General features: G+C 69.6%; 25 protein-coding genes. 11 read left to right on the top strand and 14 right to left on the bottom strand.

What is annotated here, in order from left to right; genetic code table 11:
• Nucleotides 1–9: 9 nt before the first annotated feature.
• From FB561_RS13355 to FB561_RS13370, 4 genes are all read left to right on the top strand, one after another.
• Entirely contained in the window at nt 10–1,680 is a 1,671-nt protein-coding gene (locus tag FB561_RS13355) for a DUF2207 family protein (protein ID WP_145806532.1), read from the top strand.
• Nucleotides 1,681–1,795: 115 nt separating this feature from the next.
• Nucleotides 1,796–2,275, top strand: coding sequence for a hypothetical protein (locus FB561_RS13360; RefSeq protein WP_238334800.1), 480 nt, complete (start codon nt 1,796–1,798; stop codon nt 2,273–2,275).
• Nucleotides 2,272–2,619: a type II toxin-antitoxin system RelE family toxin gene (locus tag FB561_RS13365; RefSeq protein ID WP_145806534.1), complete on the top strand. Its 348-nt coding sequence runs from the start codon at nt 2,272–2,274 to the stop codon at nt 2,617–2,619. Before FB561_RS13360 ends, FB561_RS13365 begins: the two co-directional genes overlap by 4 nt.
• A 26-nt stretch (nt 2,620–2,645) precedes the next feature.
• Nucleotides 2,646–3,179 (top strand): hypothetical protein, encoded by a 534-nt coding sequence (locus FB561_RS13370; RefSeq protein ID WP_145806536.1) that lies wholly within the window; start codon nt 2,646–2,648, stop codon nt 3,177–3,179.
• Nucleotides 3,180–3,195: 16 nt separating this feature from the next.
• Here FB561_RS13370 and FB561_RS13375 read toward each other — a convergent pair whose 3' ends face one another.
• The 5 genes from FB561_RS13375 to FB561_RS13395 all read right to left on the bottom strand — a co-directional run bounded on the left by FB561_RS13375 (nt 3,196) and on the right by FB561_RS13395 (nt 7,687).
• A complete protein-coding gene (locus tag FB561_RS13375) occupies nt 3,196–3,645 on the bottom strand; it encodes a hypothetical protein (RefSeq protein WP_145806538.1) in 450 nt (149 codons plus the stop codon).
• Nucleotides 3,646–3,682: 37 nt separating this feature from the next.
• A complete protein-coding gene (locus tag FB561_RS13380) occupies nt 3,683–4,972 on the bottom strand; it encodes a peptidase C39 family protein (RefSeq protein WP_145806540.1) in 1,290 nt (429 codons plus the stop codon).
• 73 nt (nt 4,973–5,045) lie between these two features.
• Entirely contained in the window at nt 5,046–5,606 is a 561-nt protein-coding gene (locus tag FB561_RS13385) for a GNAT family N-acetyltransferase (protein WP_145806542.1), read from the bottom strand.
• A gap of 93 nt (nt 5,607–5,699) precedes the next feature.
• Nucleotides 5,700–6,533 carry a lysozyme gene (locus FB561_RS13390; protein WP_145806544.1) on the bottom strand — a complete coding sequence of 278 codons (834 nt, stop codon included), beginning with the start codon at nt 6,531–6,533 and terminating at the stop codon, nt 5,700–5,702.
• A 116-nt stretch (nt 6,534–6,649) separates the two neighbouring features.
• Nucleotides 6,650–7,687 (bottom strand): neutral zinc metallopeptidase, encoded by a 1,038-nt coding sequence (locus FB561_RS13395; protein ID WP_170284654.1) that lies wholly within the window; start codon nt 7,685–7,687, stop codon nt 6,650–6,652.
• A gap of 310 nt (nt 7,688–7,997) precedes the next feature.
• Here FB561_RS13395 and cysS point away from each other — a divergent pair, with 310 nt between their 5' ends.
• The 4 genes from cysS to FB561_RS13420 are packed head-to-tail and all read left to right on the top strand — an operon-like array spanning nt 7,998 to nt 11,114.
• Entirely contained in the window at nt 7,998–9,431 is a 1,434-nt protein-coding gene (gene cysS, locus FB561_RS13405; protein ID WP_145806551.1) for a cysteine--tRNA ligase, read from the top strand.
• Nucleotides 9,431–10,393: a 23S rRNA (guanosine(2251)-2'-O)-methyltransferase RlmB gene (rlmB, locus tag FB561_RS13410; RefSeq protein ID WP_145806553.1), complete on the top strand. Its 963-nt coding sequence runs from the start codon at nt 9,431–9,433 to the stop codon at nt 10,391–10,393. Before cysS ends, rlmB begins: the two co-directional genes overlap by 1 nt.
• Before the next feature lie 38 nt (nt 10,394–10,431).
• On the top strand, nt 10,432–10,713 hold the full coding sequence (locus FB561_RS13415) for a type II toxin-antitoxin system Phd/YefM family antitoxin (protein ID WP_145806555.1): 282 nt from the start codon (nt 10,432–10,434) through the stop codon (nt 10,711–10,713).
• Complete coding sequence (locus FB561_RS13420; RefSeq protein ID WP_145806557.1) at nt 10,710–11,114, top strand: type II toxin-antitoxin system VapC family toxin; 405 nt, start codon at nt 10,710–10,712, stop codon at nt 11,112–11,114. Before FB561_RS13415 ends, FB561_RS13420 begins: the two co-directional genes overlap by 4 nt.
• A gap of 57 nt (nt 11,115–11,171) precedes the next feature.
• Here the strand turns inward: FB561_RS13420 and FB561_RS13425 are convergent, their stop codons facing one another.
• The 4 genes from FB561_RS13425 to FB561_RS13440 form a co-directional block, all read right to left on the bottom strand.
• Nucleotides 11,172–12,062 (bottom strand): S1 family peptidase, encoded by an 891-nt coding sequence (locus FB561_RS13425; RefSeq protein WP_145806559.1) that lies wholly within the window; start codon nt 12,060–12,062, stop codon nt 11,172–11,174.
• A 266-nt stretch (nt 12,063–12,328) separates the two neighbouring features.
• A complete protein-coding gene (locus FB561_RS13430; protein WP_145806561.1) occupies nt 12,329–13,210 on the bottom strand; it encodes a S1 family peptidase in 882 nt (293 codons plus the stop codon).
• A 148-nt stretch (nt 13,211–13,358) separates the two neighbouring features.
• Entirely contained in the window at nt 13,359–14,999 is a 1,641-nt protein-coding gene (locus FB561_RS13435; RefSeq protein WP_145806563.1) for a DUF7800 domain-containing protein, read from the bottom strand.
• Between the two features lie 52 nt (nt 15,000–15,051).
• Complete coding sequence (locus FB561_RS13440; protein ID WP_145806565.1) at nt 15,052–15,636, bottom strand: TetR/AcrR family transcriptional regulator; 585 nt, start codon at nt 15,634–15,636, stop codon at nt 15,052–15,054.
• An 87-nt stretch (nt 15,637–15,723) separates the two neighbouring features.
• On the opposite strand from FB561_RS13440, the gene FB561_RS13445 reads away from it, so the two are divergent.
• Together FB561_RS13445 and FB561_RS13450 are read left to right on the top strand one after the other, a co-directional pair.
• Nucleotides 15,724–16,878 (top strand): acyl-CoA dehydrogenase family protein, encoded by a 1,155-nt coding sequence (locus FB561_RS13445; protein ID WP_145806567.1) that lies wholly within the window; start codon nt 15,724–15,726, stop codon nt 16,876–16,878.
• Between the two features lie 36 nt (nt 16,879–16,914).
• Nucleotides 16,915–17,682, top strand: coding sequence for a 3-hydroxyacyl-CoA dehydrogenase (locus FB561_RS13450; RefSeq protein WP_145806569.1), 768 nt, complete (start codon nt 16,915–16,917; stop codon nt 17,680–17,682).
• Nucleotides 17,683–17,731: 49 nt separating this feature from the next.
• On the opposite strand, the gene FB561_RS13455 is transcribed toward FB561_RS13450, so the two are convergent.
• From FB561_RS13455 to FB561_RS13475, 5 genes are all read right to left on the bottom strand, one after another.
• Entirely contained in the window at nt 17,732–18,754 is a 1,023-nt protein-coding gene (locus tag FB561_RS13455) for a hypothetical protein (RefSeq protein WP_145806571.1), read from the bottom strand.
• Between the two features lie 14 nt (nt 18,755–18,768).
• Nucleotides 18,769–19,509 carry a hypothetical protein gene (locus FB561_RS13460; RefSeq protein ID WP_145806573.1) on the bottom strand — a complete coding sequence of 247 codons (741 nt, stop codon included), beginning with the start codon at nt 19,507–19,509 and terminating at the stop codon, nt 18,769–18,771.
• A gap of 331 nt (nt 19,510–19,840) precedes the next feature.
• Complete coding sequence (locus FB561_RS13465; protein WP_145806575.1) at nt 19,841–20,929, bottom strand: hypothetical protein; 1,089 nt, start codon at nt 20,927–20,929, stop codon at nt 19,841–19,843.
• A complete protein-coding gene (locus FB561_RS13470) occupies nt 20,926–21,426 on the bottom strand; it encodes a SigE family RNA polymerase sigma factor (protein WP_145806577.1) in 501 nt (166 codons plus the stop codon). Before FB561_RS13470 ends, FB561_RS13465 begins: the two co-directional genes overlap by 4 nt.
• 92 nt (nt 21,427–21,518) lie before the next feature.
• Entirely contained in the window at nt 21,519–22,745 is a 1,227-nt protein-coding gene (locus tag FB561_RS13475) for a DUF4032 domain-containing protein (RefSeq protein WP_145806579.1), read from the bottom strand.
• Nucleotides 22,746–22,833: 88 nt separating this feature from the next.
• Here FB561_RS13475 and FB561_RS13480 point away from each other — a divergent pair, with 88 nt between their 5' ends.
• Nucleotides 22,834–23,826 carry a LacI family DNA-binding transcriptional regulator gene (locus tag FB561_RS13480; RefSeq protein WP_145806581.1) on the top strand — a complete coding sequence of 331 codons (993 nt, stop codon included), beginning with the start codon at nt 22,834–22,836 and terminating at the stop codon, nt 23,824–23,826.
• Nucleotides 23,827–23,912: the final 86 nt, after the last annotated feature.

Raw genomic sequence — 23,912 nt, forward strand, 5'->3', positions numbered from 1 at the left:
GATTGGGCGATGCGTCTACGTCTGCTCGGGGTGTCTCTGTGCGCCCTCGGTTTCCTGGCCCTGACCGGTGCTCAGTCCTCGGCGACGGATGCGGCCGACCCGGTGGTCACCAACTTCGACAGCGAGATCCGGGTGGACCGTGACGGTGCGCTCAAGGTGTCCGAATCGTGGAAGCTGAGCAACGTGACCGGGACCTTCACCCGGTTCGTGGTCACCCGCGATCACCTGCCCGACGACGTCGACCACGTGCAGAAGGTCGAGGACCTGCAGGTCAAGGCCGGCGGTGAGACGAAGAAGGCCGAGCAGAGCACCGACGGCGACATCACCTCGATCGCGGTCGAGGACGTCACCGGCGACGCGCAGCTCGAGTTCACGTACACCGTGCGCGGTGCGGTCGCGAAGACGCTGAACGGGACCGAGTTGCGGTTCGCGCCGCTGACCGGCCTGGCGCTGACGGTCCAGGACGCGAACGTCGTCTACAGCACGCCCGAGGTCTCGCACGTCTCCTGCTTCGCCGGTTCGCTGGACAGCAACCACCCCTGCTCGATGGCGCAGCTCGGTGAGACGGCCGGCCCGACGTTCCGGCAGCAGGGTCTGCCGCCGGGCAACACGGTCCGGATGACGGTCGGTTTCCCCGACGGCGAGATCGCGGCCAACACGATCGTCGAGTACCGCAAGACGTTCAAGCGCGCCTTCTCGACCGACACGGCCCAGCTGATCACCGCACTCGCGGTCCTGCTGCTCGGCGGTGCGGCCCTGCTCGCGCTGTACCGGCTGCGTGGCCGTGACCAGGTCGACCCGCGTCGCGTCGTCCCGGCGTCCCTGTTCAGCCTCGGCCAGGACACCCGGATCGACTTCACCCCGCCGGCCGATCTGCGGCCCGGCGAGGTCGGCACCCTGATCGACGAGCGGATCGACCCGGTCGACGTCACCGCGACGATCCTCGACCTGGCCGTCCGCGGCCACCTGGTCATCACCGAGCTCGAGCACCAGACCGAGTACTCGCGGCCCGACTGGGAGCTCAAGCGCGTCGCCACGGCCCCGTCCGAGGAACTGCAGCGGTACGAGAACGTGCTCATCCGCGCGATCTTCGGCGACAACGACAGCGTCCTGGTCTCCGAGCTGGGCAAGGGCGTCCGCGCGAACCTGGGCGACGTCCAGGACGCGCTGTACGACGGTGTGGTCAAGCGCGGCTGGTTCAGCGAGCGCCCGGACCGGACCCGGTCCCTGTGGGCCACGGTCGGCATCGGCGTCACCGTGCTCGGCGTGGTCGGGACCGTCCTGCTGGCCCTGTTCAGCACCTGGGGCCTGCTCGGCCTGGCGATCACCGCGGTCGGCGTGGGCCTGATCATCATCGGCCGCTACATGCCGTCGAAGGCCCCGGCCGCCGGTCGCGTCCTCGGCCAGGTCGCGGCCATCCGCGGCGAGCTGCTGGAGATGGACGTCAGCGAACTCCCCAGCGACCAGCACGCCGAGCTCTGCTCGCGAGCCCTCCCGTACGCGGTCGTCCTGGGCGGCTCCGAGCGCTGGATCGACGCCCTGGTCGCCACCGACACCGACGACCAGGAGGACGAGGGCTTCCACTGGTACCGCGGCCCCCGCGGCTGGCACCTCCAGTACCTCCCGGACTCCCTCCGCAACCTCACCACCAACCTCACCGGCGCCCTCTTCGCCCGCTGACGAGCGAGGGGCGCGGACCCGGTGTACGCGCTCCTCCATCGCGGCGCTCACCTCACGGCGGAGCTCCGAAGGCTTTCGCGTTGTCTTCCCGCGAGTTAAGAACTACCTTTGAAGTATGCCCGATGCCTCCACCGTGAACTTCTCCGACCTTCTGCAACGTCCCAACGAGACCGTGGACAAGCTGAAGTCTGCGCGGAGTCGATCGCTGCGGGTTCGGCGGCGTGGTACGGAGGACGACCTCGTCCTCACGACGGCTGCCCGAGCGGACCAGGACGACGAACTGGTCGAGGTCGCCGCGCGGATGCTTCGCGCGGTGATGGGCAACCCGGTCCTGCGGTCGAAGTACCTGCTCGACATCCTGCCGCAGGTGTTTCCCTGGATGCGTTTCCTCGAACCGGAGGACCAGGTGAGCTTCGCGCAGGAGTTGATCGACGTGATGGACGCCGGGCACGACATCGATTCGCCGACGCCGGTCTTGCACCTGATCTCGCAGTGGCGCCACACCGCCGAGGTGTACGCGGATCCTGACCTGCTGAAGGCTCTTCGGCCGGGCATCATCGACGATGCCGGCGCCGTTGCCCAGCCGGCCGAGTGACCCCGGCGAAACGAGGTGACCAGGTCGCGCCGCCCGCGCAACCCGGTCACTGGGAACTGAGGTTCGGCAGTTCGGACGCCGCCAAGGGCTGGGACGAGCTCTGTCGGCAGGCCGCGGCCAACACCTTGCGGGCCTGGGAAGCGCTGCGGGCAGATCCGCGACCGTTTCCGCAGACGGATCGGCACCACCGCTTGAAGGGCAAGGCTCTGTCGACCGTCAACGGCCTGGAGCAGTGGCAGTACGAGGTCACCGGCGGCGGCCGCGTCTGGTATGTCGTGGACGAGGATCGCCGGACCGTCTGGATCCGCCACGCCGGTACCGGACACCCGAAGGCGACCGACTGAGCCGGTCGGCCGCTACGGTCCGGTGGGTGTCCGGTTGGGGTTGGGATCCGTCGTCCTTCGAGGCGATCGGTACTTCTGCTGCCGCTCTCATCGCGGCGACCGCGCTGCGGCAGGCGATCCGGCAGCAGAAGTCGTCGCTCGACGAGCGCTTACGGGCGCAGGCGCGGCTGGTCTCGGTGCAGCGGGTGACGCGGCGGGAGAATCGCGGGCGGCTGCTGACGGTCCTCGTCACGAACGCGAGCTCCAGCCCGATCAACGCCGTCCTGCCGGCGGCCACCTTCGGGGCCGATCCGGCGACGCACCTGGATCATCTGCTCGGCCACCCGATCGTCGGGTCGCTGTCGGTGCGGGGTCTGACCCGGCGCCCTTGGGATCGGCGCCGGCTCGTGGTCGCCGATGTCGGGTGGACGTTCCTCGACGCGGGGCAGTCGCGGCGGCACGCGGTGTGGCTCGATCCGGAGCATCCGCCGCTGCTCGACTTCGGCCTGGTGTTCACCGACGCGAGCGGGCGGCGGTGGCATCGGAGCGCTCTGTCCGGAGCGCTGACCGTCTTCGCCTAGTGTCCTGAGTCGGACACTAGTACGCCTTCCGGTGGCGTTGGGGTGCGGTGAGGATCATCTGGGTGACCAGGTAGCGGGTCAGGCCCAGTTTGGCGGCGATCTGGTCCGGGTTCAGGCCTTGCTCGTTGTAGAGGACCGCCAGTTGCTGCTGGGCCTCGGTCCAGCGGCGCCGGGTGGGCGCGGGACGTTGGGCCGGCGTCTTCTTCGGCTCCGGGCGAGGCTCGCCGGTGGATCGCTCCGGCTTGCCGTACGTACTCCGGCGCTGGTCCTGGTAGCGGCCGCCGGCCAGGTCTTCGGTGGTTTCCTCGTCGAGGATCAGGAACTGGTCGGCGGACTTGTTGACGCCGACGGACACGATGGTCAGGTCTTTCTGGTTCTTCTGCTGGCACTCGGTCTTCGTGCAGTAGGCGTACTTCTCCGCCCGCTCCGGGTGCAGCGCGTCGCCACAGGTGATGCAGTACTTCACCAAGGAATCAACGCCGCGGACCGGCCGGGTATTCCCTTTACCAGTTCGCCTGCGCGGGGGCCGGCGGGAGCGGGCCGTCCTTCGGGTGCACCACGTACACCAGGCCGCCCGAGTGCGGGACCCACGCGTTCTCGAAGGCCTTCCGGTCGTACGTCGTGCGCACCTCGTCGTTGCTCGCGATCAGGTGCGACGCCGGGTCGTTGACGACCACGTTGCCCGCCTCGTCGAAGCCCACGATGACCATCAGGTGCCCGTTGGTCCCGTACCCCGCGCCGGGCAGGTCGCCCTTCTTGAACGACAGCGACGCGATCAACGGGATCCCCGCCTTGATGAACTGCTCCGCCTCCGTCAGCGAACGCAGCCGGGTGACGAACGCGTCCACCCCACGCGTCCCCGCGTACGCCGTGTTGAAGGGCCAGTTCCCCGCGCCGTCGTACGCGTAGTCGAACACCGACCGGGCCGAGTGGTCCACCTGCGGATCCGCGTCGGCCGGATCCACCCAGGCCGTCTCGCCGTCGGACGGGCCGGCACCGTAGTAGTCGAGCACCATCGCCGAGGAGGTCGCCGAACACCAGGCCTCGCCGCCGTTGTCCCACTGCGGGTAGTGCCCGATGTGCGTCTCCTGCGAGTACGTCGGGACGTCGAGCACGACGCCCTCGGCCCCACCCGACGGGCTCGCGGGGATCTTCTTGAGGTCCGGCAACCGCGACGCCATCGCCCCGACCGACCGGACCGACGGAGCGGACGTGGTCCCGGCGAGGCGGTACAGGGTCACCTTCAACTGCCAGCGGTCCAGGGTCCGCCCGGTCTCCGCGACGAACGTGTCCACCGCGACCGAGCCGTTCGCGTCACCCTGACTCGGCACCGAGGTCCGGTGGATGTCGCCCGCGGCCGTGTCGTCCCCACCGCTCCACCGGCCGAGCACGTACCACTTGGTCGCCGTGCCCTGGTCCGTCCGGCCGGCCATCGCCACCTCGACCCACGTCCCCGGCGGCGTGGTCGCGTTCCACGACGCCACCAGCTCGGTCAGGCCGAAGCCGGGGCGGACCTCGGGGGAGGTCCAGCTGGTCCGGTCGTACGTCTTCGCGGTGCCGTCGCCGAACGGGTCGACGTACGCGGTGGTGGCCTCGGTGGTTCCGAAGGTGAGGGTGCCGTCGGCGACCGTCGTACCGGCGTGGTCCCCGGCCAGGAAGTCCGCGGTCGACGTCCAGTCCTGGTACGCGATGTCGCGCTGCAGCGGCACCTTGGTGGCCTCGCTCGGAACCGTGGCGAGACTGAGCACGGCGACCCCGCTGACCAGGGTCGCGAGTGGGCGGAAGGCGGTCATGGATCCGACGGTAGACCCGGCGGCAGACGATGTCGCGGTGAAGGCGTGCCGCGACGTGTCCCGATCCGGAAGGTTACTTACCGCGCTCGGTCCACTCGGCGCCGAGCATCGCGAAGACGAGCTCGTCGGTCCACTCGCCCTTGAGGAACTCGTTCCGGACGAAGTGGGCCTCCTGGCGCAGCCCGAGCCGCTTCAGCAGGTTCGCCGAGCCGGTGTTGCGGTAGTCGAGCCGGCCGATGATCCGGTGCATGCCGAGTTGCTCGAACCCGAGCCGCAGCAGCTCCACCGACGCCTCGGCGGCGTACCCGCGACCGTGGAAGTCGGGGTGGAAGACGAACCCGATCTCGCCGGTCCGGTGGTCCGCGGAGTGCACGAACAGGGTGACCTCGCCGACGTGTTGCCCGGTCTCGCGCAGGATCACGGCCAGCGTCAGCGCCTGGCCGTCGGCGTCCATCGCGACGTCGGCGAGCCGGCCGGCCAGCGACTCGCGGACCTGCTCCGGCGTCTTCGAGTCGTACAGCAGGAACCTGGTCACGTCGTCGTTCGACTGCAGCTTGAGCAGGTCGTCGTAGTCGGTCTCGGTGTAGCGGCGCAGGGTGAGACGGTCGGTTTCGATCGGCAGCGAGTACGTCACCCCTGCAGCCTAAGGGCGGGCGCAACCCAATAAACCAAGGACGAAGGGACCCTCCCGGGCGAGGCCGGGAGGGTCCGTCTCCTCTCCCCGGGCCTACCCGTTGGCGAGCGCGACCAGACGGGTCTGGTCGCCGTTGAAGCGGTTCTGGTCGATCGGGGTCGAGCTGTACTGCCAGATCGTGTGGAACGGCCAGCCGCCGGGCAGCGTGCCGGGCGCCGAGGCGTACCGGGCCACCCAGAGCGGGTTGGTGCTGTTGAAGGCGGTGCTGTTGCCGGTGCAGCGGGTCCACCAGTCGAGGTTGGTGTAGATCACCGCGTCCCGGCCGGTCCGGTTTTTGTACGTGGTCAGGAAGTCGCGGATCCAGGTCACCATCGCGGCCTGGGTCTTGCCGTAGCAGGTCGCGCCGTACGGGTTGTACTCGATGTCGAGGGCGCCGGGCAACGTCTTGCCGTCCCGGGACCAGCCGCCGCCGTGGTCGACGAAGTAGTTCGCCTGGTTGGCGCCGCTGGAGTCGTTCGGGGTGGCGAAGTGGTACGCGCCGCGGATCATCCCGACGTTGTAGGAACCGTTGTACTGCTGGGCGAAGTACGGGTTCGTGTAGTAGTTGCCTTCGCTCGCTTTCACGTAGGCGAAGCGTTTGCCTGCACTCCACTGCGACGCCCAGTTCACGTTGCCCTGGTGACTGGACACGTCGATGCCTTCGACGGTGGCGGCCGGCGCCGTCACCGTGGGCGCGACCGCGGTACTGGTCTGCCGCCAGCCCATGAAGGCGTCACCGGACTTGGTGATGCCGTGGGCGCGTGCTTCGGCGGTGGGTTGGCGGGCAGCCGTGGACTGCTCGGCGATGGTTTGGGCGGATGCGGGCGCGGCGAGGGCGGCCGTGAGCAGGCCGAGCACGACGACGGCACCCGTGACGAGGGGCTTCACGAGGGGACCTCCACAAGAGCGGCAATGGGGCGGACAGAGCGCTCGGGAAAGGTTTTACCCCGCCGTCAGAAAGAAAAAACCACGGCATTCCGGATTATTGGTGAATATCTTCCTCTTCAGCTCACCTGATGCGACGGCGCGCGGTAGGTGATGCAGTACCGCACGTCCCGGTTCGGCCAGCTGCGCGCGGTCCAGTACTTGTAGTTCGACGGCCTGCCGTGGTCGCGGATCCGGCCCGGCTGGTCGCCCTGGTGCGAGTGCAGGTAGTCCAGCTCGGTCTTGCTCGCGCCCCGCAACGGGTAGCTGTTCTTGTTCGCGCTGAGGAAGGCGCTGCCGAAGCAGCTCGCCTGCAGCTCCAGCCGCCGGCTCACCTCCAGCCGGGCGTCGCCGGACTTCTCGTACCGCAGCTTGTAGGTCGCCTGCAGGATGCCGGTCAGCTCCTGCAGGTGATGGCCGTACTCGTGCGCGACCGTGTCCGTCATCGACATCCGCAGGTACACCTGGCCGCGGGTGAAGTTGCGGTACTTCGCGTACAACTGCACGTCGCCGCGGCCGTCCATGTAGATGGTCTCGTTGGCCGGGCAGTAGAAGGAGCTCGGCGCGGACCCGGAACACGGGGTCTGGGTCGGGCCGTTCATCACCAGCAGCTTGGGCGCCCGCACCGGTTTGCCGGCCGCCTTGAGCTGGCGCGCCCAGGCACGGTCCAGACAGGACTTGATCTGCAGGTAGTAGAGGCCCGCCGAGCGGACGTCCCGCGCCCGGGCGCCGGACTCCTTACAGCCGACGCCCGCGTGCACGCCGCTGGTGTAGAAGCTGTTCAGGCTGACCACCTCGAACGCCGTGGGCCGCCGCGGCGGCGGGGTGTACTTCGAGGTCGGCACCGGCGCGGTCGGCCTGGTGGTCGCGATCGAGGTCGACGTGGTCGGCTCGTCCGTCGGTTGCCCGGTCGGCTCCTGTGTGGGCTCCTGGGTCGGCTCGTCGACGGGGGCGGTCCAGGACGGCTGCGGCTTGGCGTAGTCGTCGATCCGGTTCTGCTTGTTGATCACGCCGACCACCCAGAGCCCGATGATCACCACCAGCACACCGGCCAGCGGGACGATGACCCACCCCTTGCCCTTCTTCTTCGGAGGCGGCCGATCGAACTGCGGCCCCACCCGAACCCGGGACCAGGTGGACCCGGCGGCGGCGCGGAGTACTGCGGCGGCCCGTACCCCGGCGGCCCGTACTGCTGCTGGTACCCGGGCGGCGGGTACTGCTGCTGGTACTGGGGTTGGGCCGGCGCCCCGTACTGCGGGGATTGGCCGTACTGCGGCTGGTTCTGCTGAGGTGGTCCCTGGTACGGACCGTACGGCTGCTGGTTCGACAAGTCGCCCTCCTGGAGCCACACCGTATCCGGGCGAAGGGGCTACGTCTGGCTGGGGAGAATTGTCAAGAGCAGTCTCGAAAGACCGTTACCCTTGATCGGTGACACTTCGCTTGTACGACACCGCGACAGCAGCAGTGAGGGATTTCGAGCCGGTCCACCCGGGCCAGGTCGGGATCTACCACTGTGGGCTGACGGTGCAGGGTGCCCCGCACGTCGGGCACATCTACAAGGAGGTCGTGTTCGACGTCCTGCGGCGCTGGCTCGAGCGCTCCGGGTACGAGGTCACCGTGATCGCGAACGTGACCGACATCGACGACAAGATCCTGGCCAAGTCGGCCGAGCGCGGCGTCCCGTGGTGGGCGCACGCGTACGAGTTCGAGCGCGAGCTGCACTGGGCCTACGACGTGCTGGGCTGCCGCCCGCCGACGTACGAGCCGCGCGCCACCGGGCACGTCCCGGAGATGCTGGAGATGATCCAGCAGCTGATCGACCGCGGGCACGCCTACGTCGCGCCGGACGGCTCGGGTGACGTCTACTTCGACGTGAAGTCGTGGCCGGCGTACGGATCGCTGTCGCACCAGAAGATCGACGACATGGAGGCCGCCGAGGACGCCGACCCGCGCGGCAAGCGGGACCCGCGGGACTTCGCGCTGTGGAAGGGCCACACCGAGGGCACCCCGCGGACCGCGTCCTGGCCGACGCCGTGGGGCCGTGGCCGTCCGGGCTGGCACCTGGAGTGCTCGGCGATGGCCGGGAAGTACCTCGGGTCCGAGTTCGACATCCACGGCGGCGGGCTGGACCTGCGGTTCCCGCACCACGAGAACGAGCTGGCCCAGTCGACCGCGGTCGGGCAGAAGTTCGCCCGGTTCTGGATGCACAGCGCGCTGGTCACCACCGCGGGCGAGAAGATGTCGAAGTCGATGGGCAACGGCGCCGTCGTGCGCAACGTGGTCCGCCGGGTCCGGCCGATCGAGCTGCGGTACTACCTGGTCCAGTCGCACTACCGCTCGGTGGTGGAGTTCTCCTTCGCCGCGCTCGAGGAGGCGGCGACCAGCTTCCAGCGGATCGAGGGCTTCGTCTCCCGGGCGACCGAGGTCACCGGCGGCGTCGACCCGGCCACCGAGCTGCCGGCCGACTTCGCCGCGGCGCTGGACGACGACCTGGGGACGCCGGCCGCGGTCGCCGTCCTGCACAACACGGTCCGCGACGGCAACAAGCTGGTCGCCGACGGGGACTCGCCCGCGTTGCGGGAGAGCCTGGCCGCGGTCCGGGCGATGCTCGACGTGCTCGGGCTGGACCCGCTGGCCGAGCCGTGGGTGTCGCGGACCGGTGCCAGCGAGGAGCTCACCGAGATCCTCGACGGGCTGGTGAAGGCGTTGCTGGAGCAGCGCCAGGCCGCCCGGGAACGTAAGGACTACGCCGCCTCGGACGAGATCCGTGACCGGCTGAAGGCGCTCGGCGTCGTCGTGGAGGACACCCCGCAGGGTCCCCGCTGGACGGTCGCCGCGCCGCAACCGACCGAAGGAAACTGATGCCAGGCAGCAGTCAGCGCAAGGGCGCGATCCGCAAGAAGCCCCGCGGCAACCCGACCGCCGGATCCGGTGGCCGGGTCCGCCGCGGGCTGGAGGGCAAGGGCCCGACCCCCAAGGCGGAGGACCGGGTCAAGCACCCGGCGTACAAGCGCGCCAAGGCGAAGGCCAAGGCCAAGGAACGCACCACCAGCCGGCGCCCCGCCCGCAAGGACACCGAAGGCTCCGTCGAGTGGGTCTACGGCCGCAACCCGGTCGTCGAGGCACTCCGCGCCGGCGTCCCGGTCAGCGCCCTCTACGTTGCCGAGGGCACCGAACGTGACGCCCGCCTGCGGGAGGCGCTGCTGCTCTCGGCCGAGCTGGGCGTCTCCCTGCTCGAGGTGCCGCGGCAGGAGCTCGACCGGCTGACCAGCAACGGCTCCCACCAGGGCCTCGCCGTGCAGATCCCGCCGTACGAGTACGCCCACCCCGACGACCTGCTCACCCGGGCGTACGACGCGGGCGAGCAGCCGTTGATCGTCGCCCTCGACGGCGTCACCGACCCGCGCAACCTCGGCGCGATCACCCGCTCCGCGGCCGCGTTCGGCGCCCACGGTGTCCTGGTCCCCGAGCGCCGGACCGCGTCCATGTCGGCCTCGGCGTGGAAGACCTCGGCCGGCGCCGCGGCCCGGATCCCGGTCGCCCGCGCCACCAACCTCAACCGCGCCCTCAAGTCCTACAAGGAAGCCGGCCTCCTGGTCGTCGGCCTGGACATGGACGGCGCCGTCGAACTCCCCGCCCTCGAATCCGCCGCCGACCCCCTGGTCCTGGTCGTCGGCTCCGAAGGCAAGGGCCTGGCCCGCCTGGTCCGCGAGAACTGCGACCTCATCGTCTCCATCCCGATGACCTCCGCCACCGAATCCCTCAACGCCGGCATAGCCACCGGCGTAACCCTCTACGAAATCTCCCGCCGCCGAGCCGGCTGAGGGTTGTTGTAGGTACATCCGGTAGTTACATTGGAGTCATGGTGACCATCGGACTGCGCGAGTTGAACCAGAACCCGTCGAAGGCGGTGGCGCGCGTGCGGGCCGGGGAAACGATCGTGGTCACCGACCGCGGCCGGCCGGTTCTCCGTCTCGTACCGGAGCGGGATCAGCCCGAGACCTTGCGGCGGATGCTCGACTCGGGCGAGGTCTCGCCGCCGGTGGAGTTCGGGATGCCGGACCTCGAGCTGGACCTCGCCCCCGGTGTCGAGAGCCTCTCCGACGTCCTGCTCGCCGAGCGGGACGCGGAGCGTCGCCGGTGATCTACCTCGACGCCTGCGCGCTGCTGAAGTTCATCAAGCCGGAGGCCGAGTCGACCGCGTTGCGCGGCTGGCGTGCCGCACTGCCGTCCGAGGCCGAGTTGCTGACCAGCGAACTGGCGAAACTGGAGATCAGCCGGACCTTGCTCCGGGCCGGGGTCGACCATCACCAGGTCCCGTACTTCACCGGCCAGGCGGTCCGGGGTGTCTACGTGGTGGACGTGACGTCGACGGTGCTCGCCCGGGCGATGGCGTACCGGACGCCGCGGTTGGGGTCGCTCGACGCCATTCATCTCGCCAGCGCCGACGCGTTCCGGGCCGAGCTCGACGAGTTCGTCACCTACGACAAGGAGCTCGCGACCGCCGCCGGTGACCTGGGCTTCGCGGTTGGTGCTCCTGCCTGAGCCAAGCGAAGGGCGGGGTTCCGGGTTGATCCGGAGCCCCGCCCTCTGCTCAGTCGGTCAGTAGACGTCGACGTTGTAGGTGGTCAGGGCTTCGGTGACGGGCTGGAAGAAGGTGGTTCCCCCTGTGCTGCAGTTGCCGCTGCCGCCGGAGGTGAGGCCGAGGGCTTGTTCGCCGGCGAAGAGGGCGCCGCCGGAGTCGCCGCCTTCGGCGCAGACGTTGGTCTGGATCAGGCCGGTGACGGTTCCTTCGGCGTAGTTGACGGTGGCGTTGACGCCGGTGACGGTGCCGTCGTGCAGGCCGGTGGTGCTGCCGCTGCGCTGGACTTCCTGGCCCACGCTGGCTTCACCGGCCGTGGTGATCTCCTGGAACGAGCCGTTGTAGAGGTTCACGTTGCCGGGCGGCTCGGCGGTACCGGCCGGGTACTTCACCAGGGCGTAGTCGTTGCCGGGGAAGCTCGAGTCCTCCACCGAGCCGACCGACGTACCTTCGCCGGAGTCGGCGAACCACTCGGCCGCCACGTTCCCGCAGTGGCCCGCGGTCAGGAAGAAGTACGAGCTGCCGTCGGTGACGTTGAAGCCGAGCGAGCAGCGGTAGCCGCCGCCGTAGATGGCGTCGCCGCCGCTGAGCTTCTTGCTGAGCTTGCCCGGGATCTTCTGGACCGTGACCTGACCGCCGAGCCGCTTCGTCACGGCGGACAGCCGGTCGTACTTCGCGCCGGTCACCGTGTCGTCGTACGAGACGGTGACCTGGCCGTCGGGTCCGGTGACCCAGCTGGTCCCGGGGATCGTGGCGTCTTCGGCCAAGGTGCTGGTGATCGCCTTCGCGGTGGCGAAGCGGTCGGGTCCCTCGGCCGGGGTGGCCGAGGCTTGGGTGGCGAGCAGAGAGGTTGCGGCGAGTCCGGCTGCTGCGAGTACGGCCGCGGCACGGCGGACAGGGGTGATCTTCATGGTTTGCCTCCTCACGAGAGGACGCGTGGGTTGGGGGCGGAACGCGTCCTGGACGAAACCATGGAGGGACCTACCCGCAGTCGCTGTCGGTACTCGGATGGCTCCGTGAAGTGAGGGCTAACCTTCGCAGCGCCCCGGGCGGTCCCTCATCCGGACCTGGCGAAGCTATGAGAGGCATAACTCGGACCCGATGACAAGCAGTCGCCCCCCGGCCCGAGCAGGACCAGGGGGCGACCGCGGTGATGCAGACCGGGTGCTGCAGAGGATCAGTACACGCTCACGCCGTAGCGGGACAGAACCTCGGTGACCGGCTGGAAGAACGTCGTGCCGCCGCTGGAGCAGTTGCCCGAGCCGCCGGAGGTGAGGCCGAGGGCCACGCTGCCGGCGAAGAGGGCGCCGCCGGAGTCGCCGCCTTCGGCGCAGACGTTGGTACGGATCAGGCCGGTGACGGTGCCCTCGGCGTAGTTCACCGTCGCGTTCAGGCCGGTGACCGAACCGCTGCGGAGACCGGTGGTGCTACCGCTGCGCTTGACGGCCTGGCCGACGTACGCGTTCCCGGCGGAGGTGATGTCCTGGTACGAGCCGTTGTAGAGGTACACGTTGCCCGGGTGGTTCGTGAACGACGAGCTGTACCGGACGATGCCGTAGTCGTTGCCCGGGAAGCTGGTGCCGTACCGGGTGCCGAGCACGGTGGATTGGGACGAGTTCGAGTACCAGGTGCTGGACAGGTTGGTGCAGTGCCCGGCGGTCAGGAAGTAGTACGTGCTGCCGCTGCGGACGTTGAAGCCGAGCGAGCAGCGGTACCCGCCACCGTAGATGGCCTGGCCGCCGCTGATCCGCTTGCTCAGCACGCCGGGCAGCTTCTCCAGGGTGACCTGGCCGCCGAACCGCTTGGTCACCGCGTTCAGCGCCTCGAACTTCCCGCCGGTCACCGTGTCGTCGTACGAGACGATGATCCGGCCGGTCTTCTCGTCGGTCATCCAGGCGGTACCCGGGATCGACGCCTCCTTGGCCAGCGTGGAGGTGATCGTGCTCGCCGAGGCGACGGCCGCGGGACCCGGGGCCGCACTGGCCTGGGTCGAGAGCAGGGCGGTGGTCGTGGCCAGGCCGGCGGTAGCCAGCAGGGCCACGAGGGGACGGATTCTCATGGTTGTGCCTCCTCACGATGAGGACGCGCACGGGGCGGCGGCGTCCTTGACTCAACCGACGATCCCCATACCCAGTTGATCGCTGAGTATTCAGCGAAACTCATAGAGTGAGGGTTATCCTCCGCCGCCTGGCACCATAGGGCAGGGGTTATCCCCCGTAGATGAGCGTCCGCTCCAGCCGTTGCCGCCCCTCGGACACCTGCGCGTGGTCCACCTCGATCTCCCAGGCGTCGCCTGAGATCGTCACGGTCATCACCCCGTTGTCGAACCACGGCCCGTACGCCGTGCGCCAGTCCGCGGCCACGTCGGTCACCCCGGCGGACCGGGCCAGTTTGTGCAGCAGATAGGTCATTCCGCGGGTCCCGAGCAGCTTGTTCGCGAGCTGGATGTGCCGGGGGATCGGATTCCGGAACGGGGACATCGTCAACTGGCGGATCGCGGTCCCCGGGTGCTCGACGTCGGTCAGCCGCGCCTCGGCCAGATAGCTGCAGTGCACGTCGCCGGACAGCATCAGGATCGACGTCGGCGGATCCTCGCCGCGGACCAGGTCGGCCATCAGGTCCGTGACGTCGTCGAACGACTTCCGGAACGACGCCCAGTGCTCCAGGTCCATCCCCTGCCGGATCCGCTCACCGACCCGCGCACCGCGCTTGCCCCAGGCGCCGGACGAGATCGCCTCGTCCCAGCCCTCCAGGTGGTGCAGTCCGGGCGTGAGCAGGAACGGCAACGTGGACGCGAGCAGCAGGTGGTGGATCGGCTCCGTCGCCTCGACCGTGTGCCGGCGGACCCACTCCCACTCGTGCGCGTCGACCATCGCCCGCTCGTCCGGTTGCAGGTGCCGCGAACACCGGGAGTCCACCGCCACCAGCCGTACTCCGCGCGACCGCGCCCCGAAGTCCCGGTAGAAGCTCCACCGGGTCGACGCCGGGTCCTCGTCCGCCTCCCACGCGAACGCGTCCAGGTACGCCGTCCGCTCGTCGTCGTCGGTCAGCGTCAGCATCGCCTTGTACGTCGGGTCCTCGGCGAGCTGTTCGGGGGAGAGGTTCCCGAGGTGCTGGTAGACCCAGTACGACGCGTACGCGCCGACCACCCGGTCCCGCCACCACGGTTGCGCGGTCACCCAGCGACGCCAGGTCAGCGAGGTGTTCCAGTCGTCCCGCAGGTCGTGGTCGTCGAGCAACATGCACAGCGGGACCGTGGAGAACAGCCAGCGCACCGCCGGATGGGTCCAGGAGTCGTCGTAGAGCCAGGTGTACTCCTCGAAGTTCCCGATCTCGTCGGCCACCTCGGACCCTTGCCGGCCACCGTGTGCCGCGCGGAGCTGGGCCAGGACCGCGTCGGACGGGTCGTCGGCGTACACCTGGTCCCCGAGCAGCAGCAGCGCGTCCGGGCTCTGCTCCGACTGCGCCGCCATCCGCTCGGCCAAGGCGACCAGCGCGTCCGGGCCGAAGTCCGCGAACCCCTGCTCGTCGAACGGCGCGGACCGCCGGCACGACCCGAACGTCAGCCGGAACGACCCGTCCGCCCGTGGCGTCCGGATCACGCTCGGCCCGTACTCCGAGTCCTCGGGCGGCCACGCCTTCTCGCCGTCCAGGTGCACCTCGTACGGCGTACTGGTGGCGGGCTGGAGTCCGTCGATCTGGACCAGCGCGTAGTGATGGCCGTGCACGGACCACGTGGCCGCCCGGTGACCGAGGATCTCGACCTCACCCGGCCCCGTGGTCTCCACCCACACGGTCGCCCGGGTCTCGTCGACGTACCGCAGCAGCGGGCCCAGCTTCAGTTGCATGCGGGAAAGTTACCGGTGACCGCAACCTCAGGTCTCGTCCCGGCGCGTCCGGTCAGTCCTTGCGGAGCGAGTGCAGCACGAAGGAGGCCAGCTCGCGGTACGCCTCGGCGTCGTTGAGCCCGGTCCGGCGGGCGATGTCGCCGCGCTGGATCGCCTGCATGGTGTGCGCGATCATCTCGGCCGCGAACCCGATGTCGACCTGCCGGAACGTCTTGCCGGCGATGCCCTCCTCGATCAGTGTCCGGACCCGGTCGGCCGCGATCCGGGTGTTCCGCTCGTACACCGACCGGGCCGGCGGGAACGTCGCGACGTCGTCCAGGAACGTCCGGCTGGCCGGCCGCAGCGCGTCCGCGACGGCGTTCAGGTAGGCCGCGATCCGGCGGTCGTGCCGGGTCTGCCGGGCCACTGCGGCCTCCACCTCGGCGGTGGCATTCTTGAAGTAGTGCTTCACCACCTCGACGGCGAGCTGCTCCTTGCTCGGCGCGAGCGCGTAGAGGGTCGTCTTGCTGCAGCGCAACTCGGCGGCCAGGTCGTCCAGGGTGAACCGGCTGAAGCCCTGGGTGAGGAACAGGGAGAGGAGCCGGTCGAGCAGCTCGGACTGCCTGCGGGTACGTCGCCCCGGAACGACTGTTGTCATATCGAGACAGCATAGAACGATACGGAATTATGGTCCTCAGTATCATCGGGAGTATCGTTTCGGGGAGCCGTTGTAAAGGGGGGCCTGATGCCCGTCGACCGTTTGCTGCCGACCGAGGAATCCACCGATCTGCTGGCCCTGGTCCGCGATCTGTGCGAGCACGAGCTGACGCCGTACGCGGCGCAGGCGGAGGAGTCGGAGACGTTCCCGCGCGCCGCGTTCCGGACGCTGGGCAAGGCCGGACTGCTCGGCCTGCCGTACCCGGAGGAGTACGGCGGCGCGGACCAGCCGTACGAGGTCTACCTGCAGATGCTCGAGGAGATCGCCGCCGCCTGGATGTCGGTCGGCGTCGGGCTCTCGGTGCACACGATGACGAGCTACGGGCTCGCCACGTTCGGTACCGACAAGCAGAAGGAGCGGATGCTGCCGCACATGATCGGCGGCGAGCTGCTCGGGGCGTACGCGCTGTCCGAGCCGCAGGCCGGATCCGACATCAGCGGCATGACGACGAAGGCGGTCCGCGACGGCGACGAGTACGTGCTGACCGGGACCAAGGCGTGGATCACGCACGGGTCGCACGCCGACTTCTACACCACGTTCGCCCGGACGTCGGCCGACCCGAAGCGCGGGATCTCGGCTTTCCACGTCCCGGCGCCGGCCGAGGGGCTGAGCTTCGGCGCGCCGGAGCGGAAGATGGGGCTGACCGGGTCCACGACCACGCTGGTGAACTTCGACCAGGTCCGGGTCGGCGCCGACCACCTGATCGGCGCCGAGGGCGACGGGATGCGGATCGCGCTGTCCGCGCTCGACTCGGGCCGGTTGGGCATCGCGGCCTGCGCGACCGGGCTGGCCCAGGCCGCGCTCGACGTCGCCGCGGGGTACGCGCTCGAGCGGCAGCAGTTCGGCCGGGCGATCGCGGACTTCCAGGGGCTGCAGTTCCTGCTCGCCGACATGGACGCGGCGGTCGAGTCCGCGCGGGCGACGTACCTGCAGGCCGCCCGGCGGCGCGATCTGGGGCTGCCGTTCACCCGGCAGGCGGCGGTCGCGAAGCTGGTCTGTACCGACGCCGCGATGAAGGTGACCACCGACGCGGTGCAGGTGCTCGGCGGTTACGGTTACACCCGCGACTTCCCGGCCGAGCGGTTCATGCGCGAGGCCAAGGTGACGCAGATCTTCGAAGGCACCAACCAGATCCAGCGGCTCGTCATCAGCCGCGACCTGCTGCGCGCCGCCGGCGCCTGAGCTGATTCCGGCGCCCGCCGACTTGAGGAGTACTCGATGAAGTTTGGCCCGACCGACGTCGCCCTCGTCACCGGAGGCGGTTCCGGACTCGGCGAGGCGACCGTGCGCCGGCTCGCCGCCGACGGGCTCGGCGTGGTGATCTGCGACCTGCCGTCGTCGGCGGGCAAGACCATCGCCGAGGAACTGGGCGAGCGCGTCGTCTTCGTGCCGACCGACGTCACCGACGAGGCCGCCGTCACCACGGCCCTGGACGCCGCCGCCTCGCTGGGCGATCTGCGCGTCGTGGTCACCTGTGCGGGCATCGCGACCCCGGGCCGGGTCGTGGGCCGCAAGGGTCCGTTGCCGCTAGCAACCTTCCGGCAGGTGATCGAGGTCAACCTGATCGGCACCTTCAACGTCCTCCGCCTCGCCGCCGAACGGATGATCGCCCTTCCGCCCACCGAGGACGGCGACCGCGGGGTCGTGGTGATGACGGCCTCCATCGCGGCCTACGACGGCCAGATCGGCCAAGCGGCGTACGCGGCCAGCAAGGGCGGCGTCGTCGGCCTCACCCTGACCGCGGCCCGCGACCTCGCCGACAAGGGCATCCGGGTCCTCACCATCGCCCCCGGCACCATGGAAACCCCGATGCTGGCCGGCCTGCCCGAGGAAACCCGGACCGTCCTGGAACAGCAGGTCCCGCACCCGTCCCGCCTCGGCCGCCCCTCTGAGTACGCAGCCCTGGTCCGCCACATCCTCGACAACCAACTCCTCAACGGCGAAGTCATCCGCCTCGACGGCGCCCTCCGCATGCCCCCGCGCTAGGGCAGGTCTGACAATTCCCCGCCTACTGCGCGGAGTTGTCAGACAGGCCCTAACCCTTCTTCGGTCGCGGGCCGAGGACAAGGTCGCCGACCGGTCCGGTGTAGTGGGAAGGACGGTGGACGCCGACGAGCAGTGGCCGCAGGACTTCCGCGGTCAGGTGGCGCAGCGTCACGCCGTCGTGGATGCCGTTGAAGCGGCAGCCGTCGTACCGGATCAGGACCTCCTGGTTCCGCTCACTGCCGCGGACCTTGAGCACGATGATTTCGCTGCCGTAGTCGTCGATGCAGTCAGGGCTGTCCGGCCCGCTGCCAACGGGAGCGCGGGCGATCGCGGCGACGAAAGCCTGTGCTGGGTCGCCACTCATCGTCGAGCTCGCGATCAGCGCCGCCCGCCGGCGGGCGGCGTACTCGTGTTGCTCCGGCCGGACCGCGATGGCGTACTTGCAGACCGCGATCGACTCGACAACACCGATCGAGGCGAGACCTTCGGCCGACGTCGGCCCGCCTTGCGGGTGATCAGCGAGCGGATGATTCGGCGTACAGCCGTTGGCGTCGGCGCCGTCGATCAGCCGCGCGGAGTTCAGGATTCGTTGCCGGAGAGCTTCGTCATCGCTGAAGACGGTCACGTTCAACCCGTCGAGGAGCCGCGTCTCCTCGACCCAGCCATGGTCAGGCGCCCGGACACCAGGCATCCGCGCCCCGGTCGCAGTTCCTTGCACAGCCGCAGGACCACGGCGGGCACCGAACCACAGGTAGGACGCTCTGACTGCGAGCGGTGGATAAGGATCCCTGCACCCGACACCTCGCACGCCTCCGGGCCGCCCGACGTACGGCGGCCGTGGTTTGTCGACGCGGCAGGGCGGCGATCCGGTCACGCCGTAGCTCCAGTCGGCGGGTACCTGCACCTCGATCGACTGGTACGACTCCCACCGCCAGCCGTTATCTGCCCGGCCGGTCTCGTCCGTCGATGCCGCGCGGTCATCACCAACCACCATTCGTCCCCCAACGACCGCGACGACGACCGCCGCGCACACCACGACGAGAACCGCTGCGCGCTTCCCCCACTGACTCATCCTCTGGAGTCCTCTCAAACGACCGGAGGAGGTGTGCCGATGAGTAATTGATACAGGACGTTGCTCTTGCCGTACAGCTGGTGGGCGCCGAGGAAGATCTGCCGCGCGGTCGCCGAGGTCAACTGGCGCTGGACTGAGCCGTCGTCGGTACCGTTGGTGCGGCACCCCGAGTAGCGGTACAGCACGTCCTGGTTGTGCGCCGAGCCTCGCACGCGGAGGACGATGACCGGGAAGCCCGGATCCGGGCCGCACACCCGCTGGTCCGTCAGGGTCGGCCCGGTACCGGGCGGCGCGGCGACGAGGTCGCGGACGAGCTTGGCCGCGGCCTGCCCGCGGAGCAGCGAGCTCGCAGTCAGCGGCCAGGGGTCGTCGGGACGGACCGACGTGGAGTACTCGCAGAGGCTGACCGACTCGACCGTGCCGACCGACTTCAGGCCGCCCTGCGACGGTGGGCGGACCACCTTGTCGACCGCGAGGGCGGACACCGGCTCGCAGCCGTTGCCGTCGACGGCGCCGACGACTCCCGCGGACGACAGGATCCGTTCCCGCAACGCTGCGTCGCGGGCGAACACGGTCACCGGCAGCTCACCGACCAGCCGGGTCTCCCGCACCCAGCCGGCGGGATACTGAGACCTGCCGGGCAGCCAGCCGCCGTCGAACTCGAGCGACGGCTGACGGTCGATCGGTATCGGTCGCTCGGCGCGACAGGCTCCGCCAGGGTCGCCGATGAGGGCTCCACCAGGTCGCCTGACCACCGGTTCAGGTTCCGGTCTCAGAGTGCATTTCGCCAGTCCGGCAAACAGGTCCCAGGTCCACGCCGCCGGTACCTGGACCTGGACGTTCTCGTACACCTCCCACCGCCAGCCCGGGGGAGCCGCCGCCGGACCTTCAGATCCAGCGGCCGGAGACGGCTCGCCGGGTGTGGCGGGCGATGGTCCGGCGGTGATGCTGTGGCCGGCGAAGCCGATGCTCGCCACAGCGGCGACGACGGCGAGGACAGTGACAACGGAACGGCTTCGAGGCATGACGGCAACTCCCTCGGTCGAGGTCAGCGGAACAAGTTCGGAGCTGAAGTGGCGGGATGGGTCAGCGGAGCAGGTCCGCGAGGTGCGCCGGGCTGACGGACGGGCGATCCACCGCTTCCAGCAACGGCTTCAGGCCCGGCTTGGTCAAAGGACGCAGGTCGGTGCCGTCGTCGAACCCATCGTCGCCGCTGCATCCTTGGTACCGCACGACGACCTGCTCCTCTGCGGCCGTGCCCGTCACGACGAGCACCAAGATCTCCTCCTGCCCGACGATCTGACAGGCTTGGCCTGTCGTGAGAACAGGTGGGCGTCCGGTCGTCGTGGCCTTGAGAGCGGCACCCACCTCGTACGCCGTGGCACCGGTGAGCGTGGCACTCGCGAGCAACGGTGGTCGGCCCTGGAGAGGCGACGCGAGGTACGCGCAGACGGCGATCGACCGCACGTCGCCGACAGCATCGAGTCCACGCCCCGTCGATGGTCGCGCGGCCCGATCCGAGGCGAACCGACTGGTCGGTTGGCAGCCGTTCACGTCGGTCCCGGTGATCACTCGCGCGGAGTCAAGGATCGTTCGGCGCAGAGCGTCGTCGTCGGTGAAGACGCTGACCGCCGTACCGCCGATCACTCGCGTCTCCTCGACCCACCCAGAGCCCCGCGCGTACGCCCCAGGTCGCGCGTCGGAGTCGAAGAACACGTGCGAGACCCGGTCCGCGACAGGTGGTACGCCGACCTCGGCCGCCGGGACAGCACCCGCTCTCGGGACGCACGCCATCGCCACCACGGGACCCAGCGTCGGGCGGCCGACGATGGGCCCGTCCGTCTTGGACTCGGGGCAGTTCCACAAGTGGCTGTAGTCCTGGCCCTTCCAGCTGTCCGGCACCTGGAGTTGCACGTTGGCGTACGACTCCCAGTGCCAACCAGGTCGCGTCGCCACGACGTTCGACTCGGGCGGACTGCTCTCGGTCAATCCGTGGACTCCGGTGATGGCCGTCGCGACCGCCGCGCAGGCCACGACGACGGCACCGGCGGTACGAGCGAAGCGCCGACGGCGGAGTCGGCGGTGCACGTCCCCGAGCAGCGTCGTGTCCGCAGGGGCGTCGGCGGCGTGGTCGGCGAGGCTTCGGGTGACCAGGGATTCGGTGGGATCGTTCACGGTTGCTCCACCTCCTGGAGCGTCGTGCGCAGCGAGGCGAGCGCGCGGTGGATCTGTGAGCGGACGGTGGCCGCGGTACAGCCGAGGATCTCGGCGATGTCGTTGTCCGGCAGGCCTTCGTAGTACCGCAGGACGACGGCCGCGCGTTGCCGGGTGGGTAGGGCAGCGCAGAGTTGCCAGACGGCATCCGCCTCGGCGTGCACGTCGGCGTGGTCCGGATCCGTGGCGCCGAGCACGGCCGGATCGTCGACGAGGGTCTCCCGCCGGAAGAACCGCCGCCAGCGGGAGATGTTCGCGTTGACGATGCACCGCCGGACGTATGCGTCGGGGTCCTGCGCGATCCGCGACCACCGTGGGTACGCCGCGACCAGCGCGTCCTGGACCGCCTCTTCGGCGCGCGAGTGGTCGCGCGTGATCAGGTACGCGAACCGCAGCAACGCCGCCCCGCGTGCGGACACCCACGCGTCGAAGTCCGGCGGCCCCTCATCCTCTGCCATTGGCCCTCCCACTCCTTCCACGCCGAAGGAGGGCAGGACGTTGCACCGCGGTGGAGATTCACCCGCGGCAGGGTCCGGCTGGCAGAGATGCCCTAGTCGGCCTCGCCTACCGGGGCGGTGGGGAGGGCCAGTTTTTCGTCGGGTTTGGCGCTGAGGACGTTGTCGACGTAGGAGCGGGTGGCTTCCATGATGGGGACTTCGTGGCCGGCTTGTTCGGAGAGGAACCAGCGGTGTTCGAGGACCTCGTGGTAGACCTCGGCCGGTTCCAGTTTGCGCTTCAGGTCGCGCGGGACGGTACGGACGACCGGCTCGAAGATGTCGGTCAGCCACTCGTGGGCGACGATCTCCTCGTCCTCGTTCTGCTGGTCGGTCGCGGCGGCGAAGGCGTCCAGGTCGTTGAGCAGCCGGCGGGCCTGGTTCTCCTCGACGTCGAGGCCGGTGAGGCGGAGCAGCCGGCGGCTGTGGTGGCCGGCGTCGACGACCTTGGGCTGGATCCGGACCTGGCTGCCGTCCCAGTCGGTGATGATGTCGATCTCGGCGACGTCGAAGCCGAGGTCGTTGAGCCGCCGGATCCGCGAGTCCAGCCGGTGCATCTCGTCGGTGGCGAACTCCTCCGGCGCGGTCAGCTCCGCCCAGAGCGCCTCGTACCGGTCGTTGATCGACTGGACCGTCTCCTGCGGGTCGATGGAAGGGTCGAGCAGCCCGCCTTCCTGCAGGTCGAGGAACTCGCCGAACAGGTTGATCTCCGCGGTGTACAGGTCGTGGGCCCGTTGTCCGTCGGAGATGTCCTGGTGCAGCTCACCGGTCTCGGCGTCCACGAGGTACGCCGCGAACGCGCCCGCGTCACGCCGGAACAGCGTGTTCGACAGCGAGCAGTCGCCCCAGAAGAAGCCGAGCAGGTGGAGCCGGACGAGCAGCGCGACGAGCGCGTCGATCAGCCGGTTCACCGTGTCCGGCCGCAGCGTGCTGGAGAACAACGCGCGGTACGGCAGCGAGAACTGCAGATGCCGGGTGACCAGGATCGAGTCGATCGGCTCACCGGACTTGTCGAACCGGTCGGTGATCACGCCCACCGGCTCGACCGACGGCGAGTCGAGCCGCTCCAGGTCGCGCAGCAGCCGGTACTCGTGCATCGCGAGGTGCTCCAGCACCTCCTTGATCGCGTAGACGCTGCCGTTGACCCGGACGAACCGGACCACGTGCCGCGAGATACCGCGGGGCAGCGCGACGAGCTGGTCCTCCGGCCAGTCCTCGAGGGGAACGTCCCAGGGCAGGGACAGCAGACCGGTGTCGGGGCGGGTGGCGACGAAACGAGGCACGGGGTCCAGTCTCTCAGGAGGACCGGGGGAACGACAGTGCACGCAAGCGGCTGCAAATTCTTGCGTCGATGGGCGTAGAGTTTGCGTCATGACTCGTCGACTTGCAGAGGTGGCCAAGAAGGTCGGGGTCAGTGAGGCCACCGTCAGCCGGGTACTGAACGGCAAGCCCGGGGTCTCCGAGGCGACCCGGGAAGCGGTGCTCACCGCGCTCGACGTGCTCGGGTACGAGCGGCCGACCCAGCTGCGCGGCGACCGGGCCCGGCTGGTCGGCCTGGTGTTGCCGGAATTGCAGAATCCGATCTTCCCCGCCTTCGCCGAGGTCGTCGGTGGCGCGCTGGCGCAGCAAGGTTTCACGTCCTTGCTCTGCACCCGGACGGTCGGTGGTGTCTCCGAGGCGGACTACGTCGACCTGCTCCTGCAGCAGCAGGTCTCCGGGGTCGTCTTCGCCGGCGGGTTCTACGCACAGGCCGACGCGCCGCACGCCCACTACGAGCTGATCCAGGAGCGCAAACTGCCGACCGTCCTGGTCAACGCGGCAGTCGACCACCTCGGTTTCCCGCAGGTCTCGTCGGACGACTTCGTCGCGGCGGAGATGGCGATCGGCCACCTGCGCGCCCTCGGCCACCAGCGGATCGGCCTGGTCCTCGGGCCGCGCGACCACATCCCGTCCCGGCGCAAGCTGGACGCGTTCCGGGCCGCTCCGGAGGCGGACTCCGACCTGGTCGAGCACACCATGTTCTCGCTCGAGGGCGGGCACGCGGCGGCCAGCCGACTGGTCAAGCAGGGCGTCACCGGGATCGTCTGCGCGAGCGACATCCTCGCCCTCGGCGCGATCCGCGCGGTCCGCCGGGCCGGGCTGTCGGTGCCTGGTGACGTGTCGGTGATCGGCTACGACGACTCCGCGATGATGAACTGCACCGACCCGCCGCTGACCACGGTCCGGCAGCCGATCGACGCGATGGGCCGGGCCGCCGTCGACCTGCTGGTCGCGCTGATCGAGCGCGCCGCGGTCCCCGCCGACGAGCTGCTGTTCGAGCCCGAGCTCGTCGTCCGCGCGTCCACCGCGCGCCGCAAGGACTGAACCGACCACGACCGATAACTGAAGAAACCCGCCGATCGCCCTGGGTGATCGGCGGCTACACACAGTGGGAGTGGCCTCCAGGCCGC

This window comes from Kribbella amoyensis (assembly GCF_007828865.1).
Classification (GTDB): Bacteria; Actinomycetota; Actinomycetes; order Propionibacteriales; family Kribbellaceae; genus Kribbella; species Kribbella amoyensis.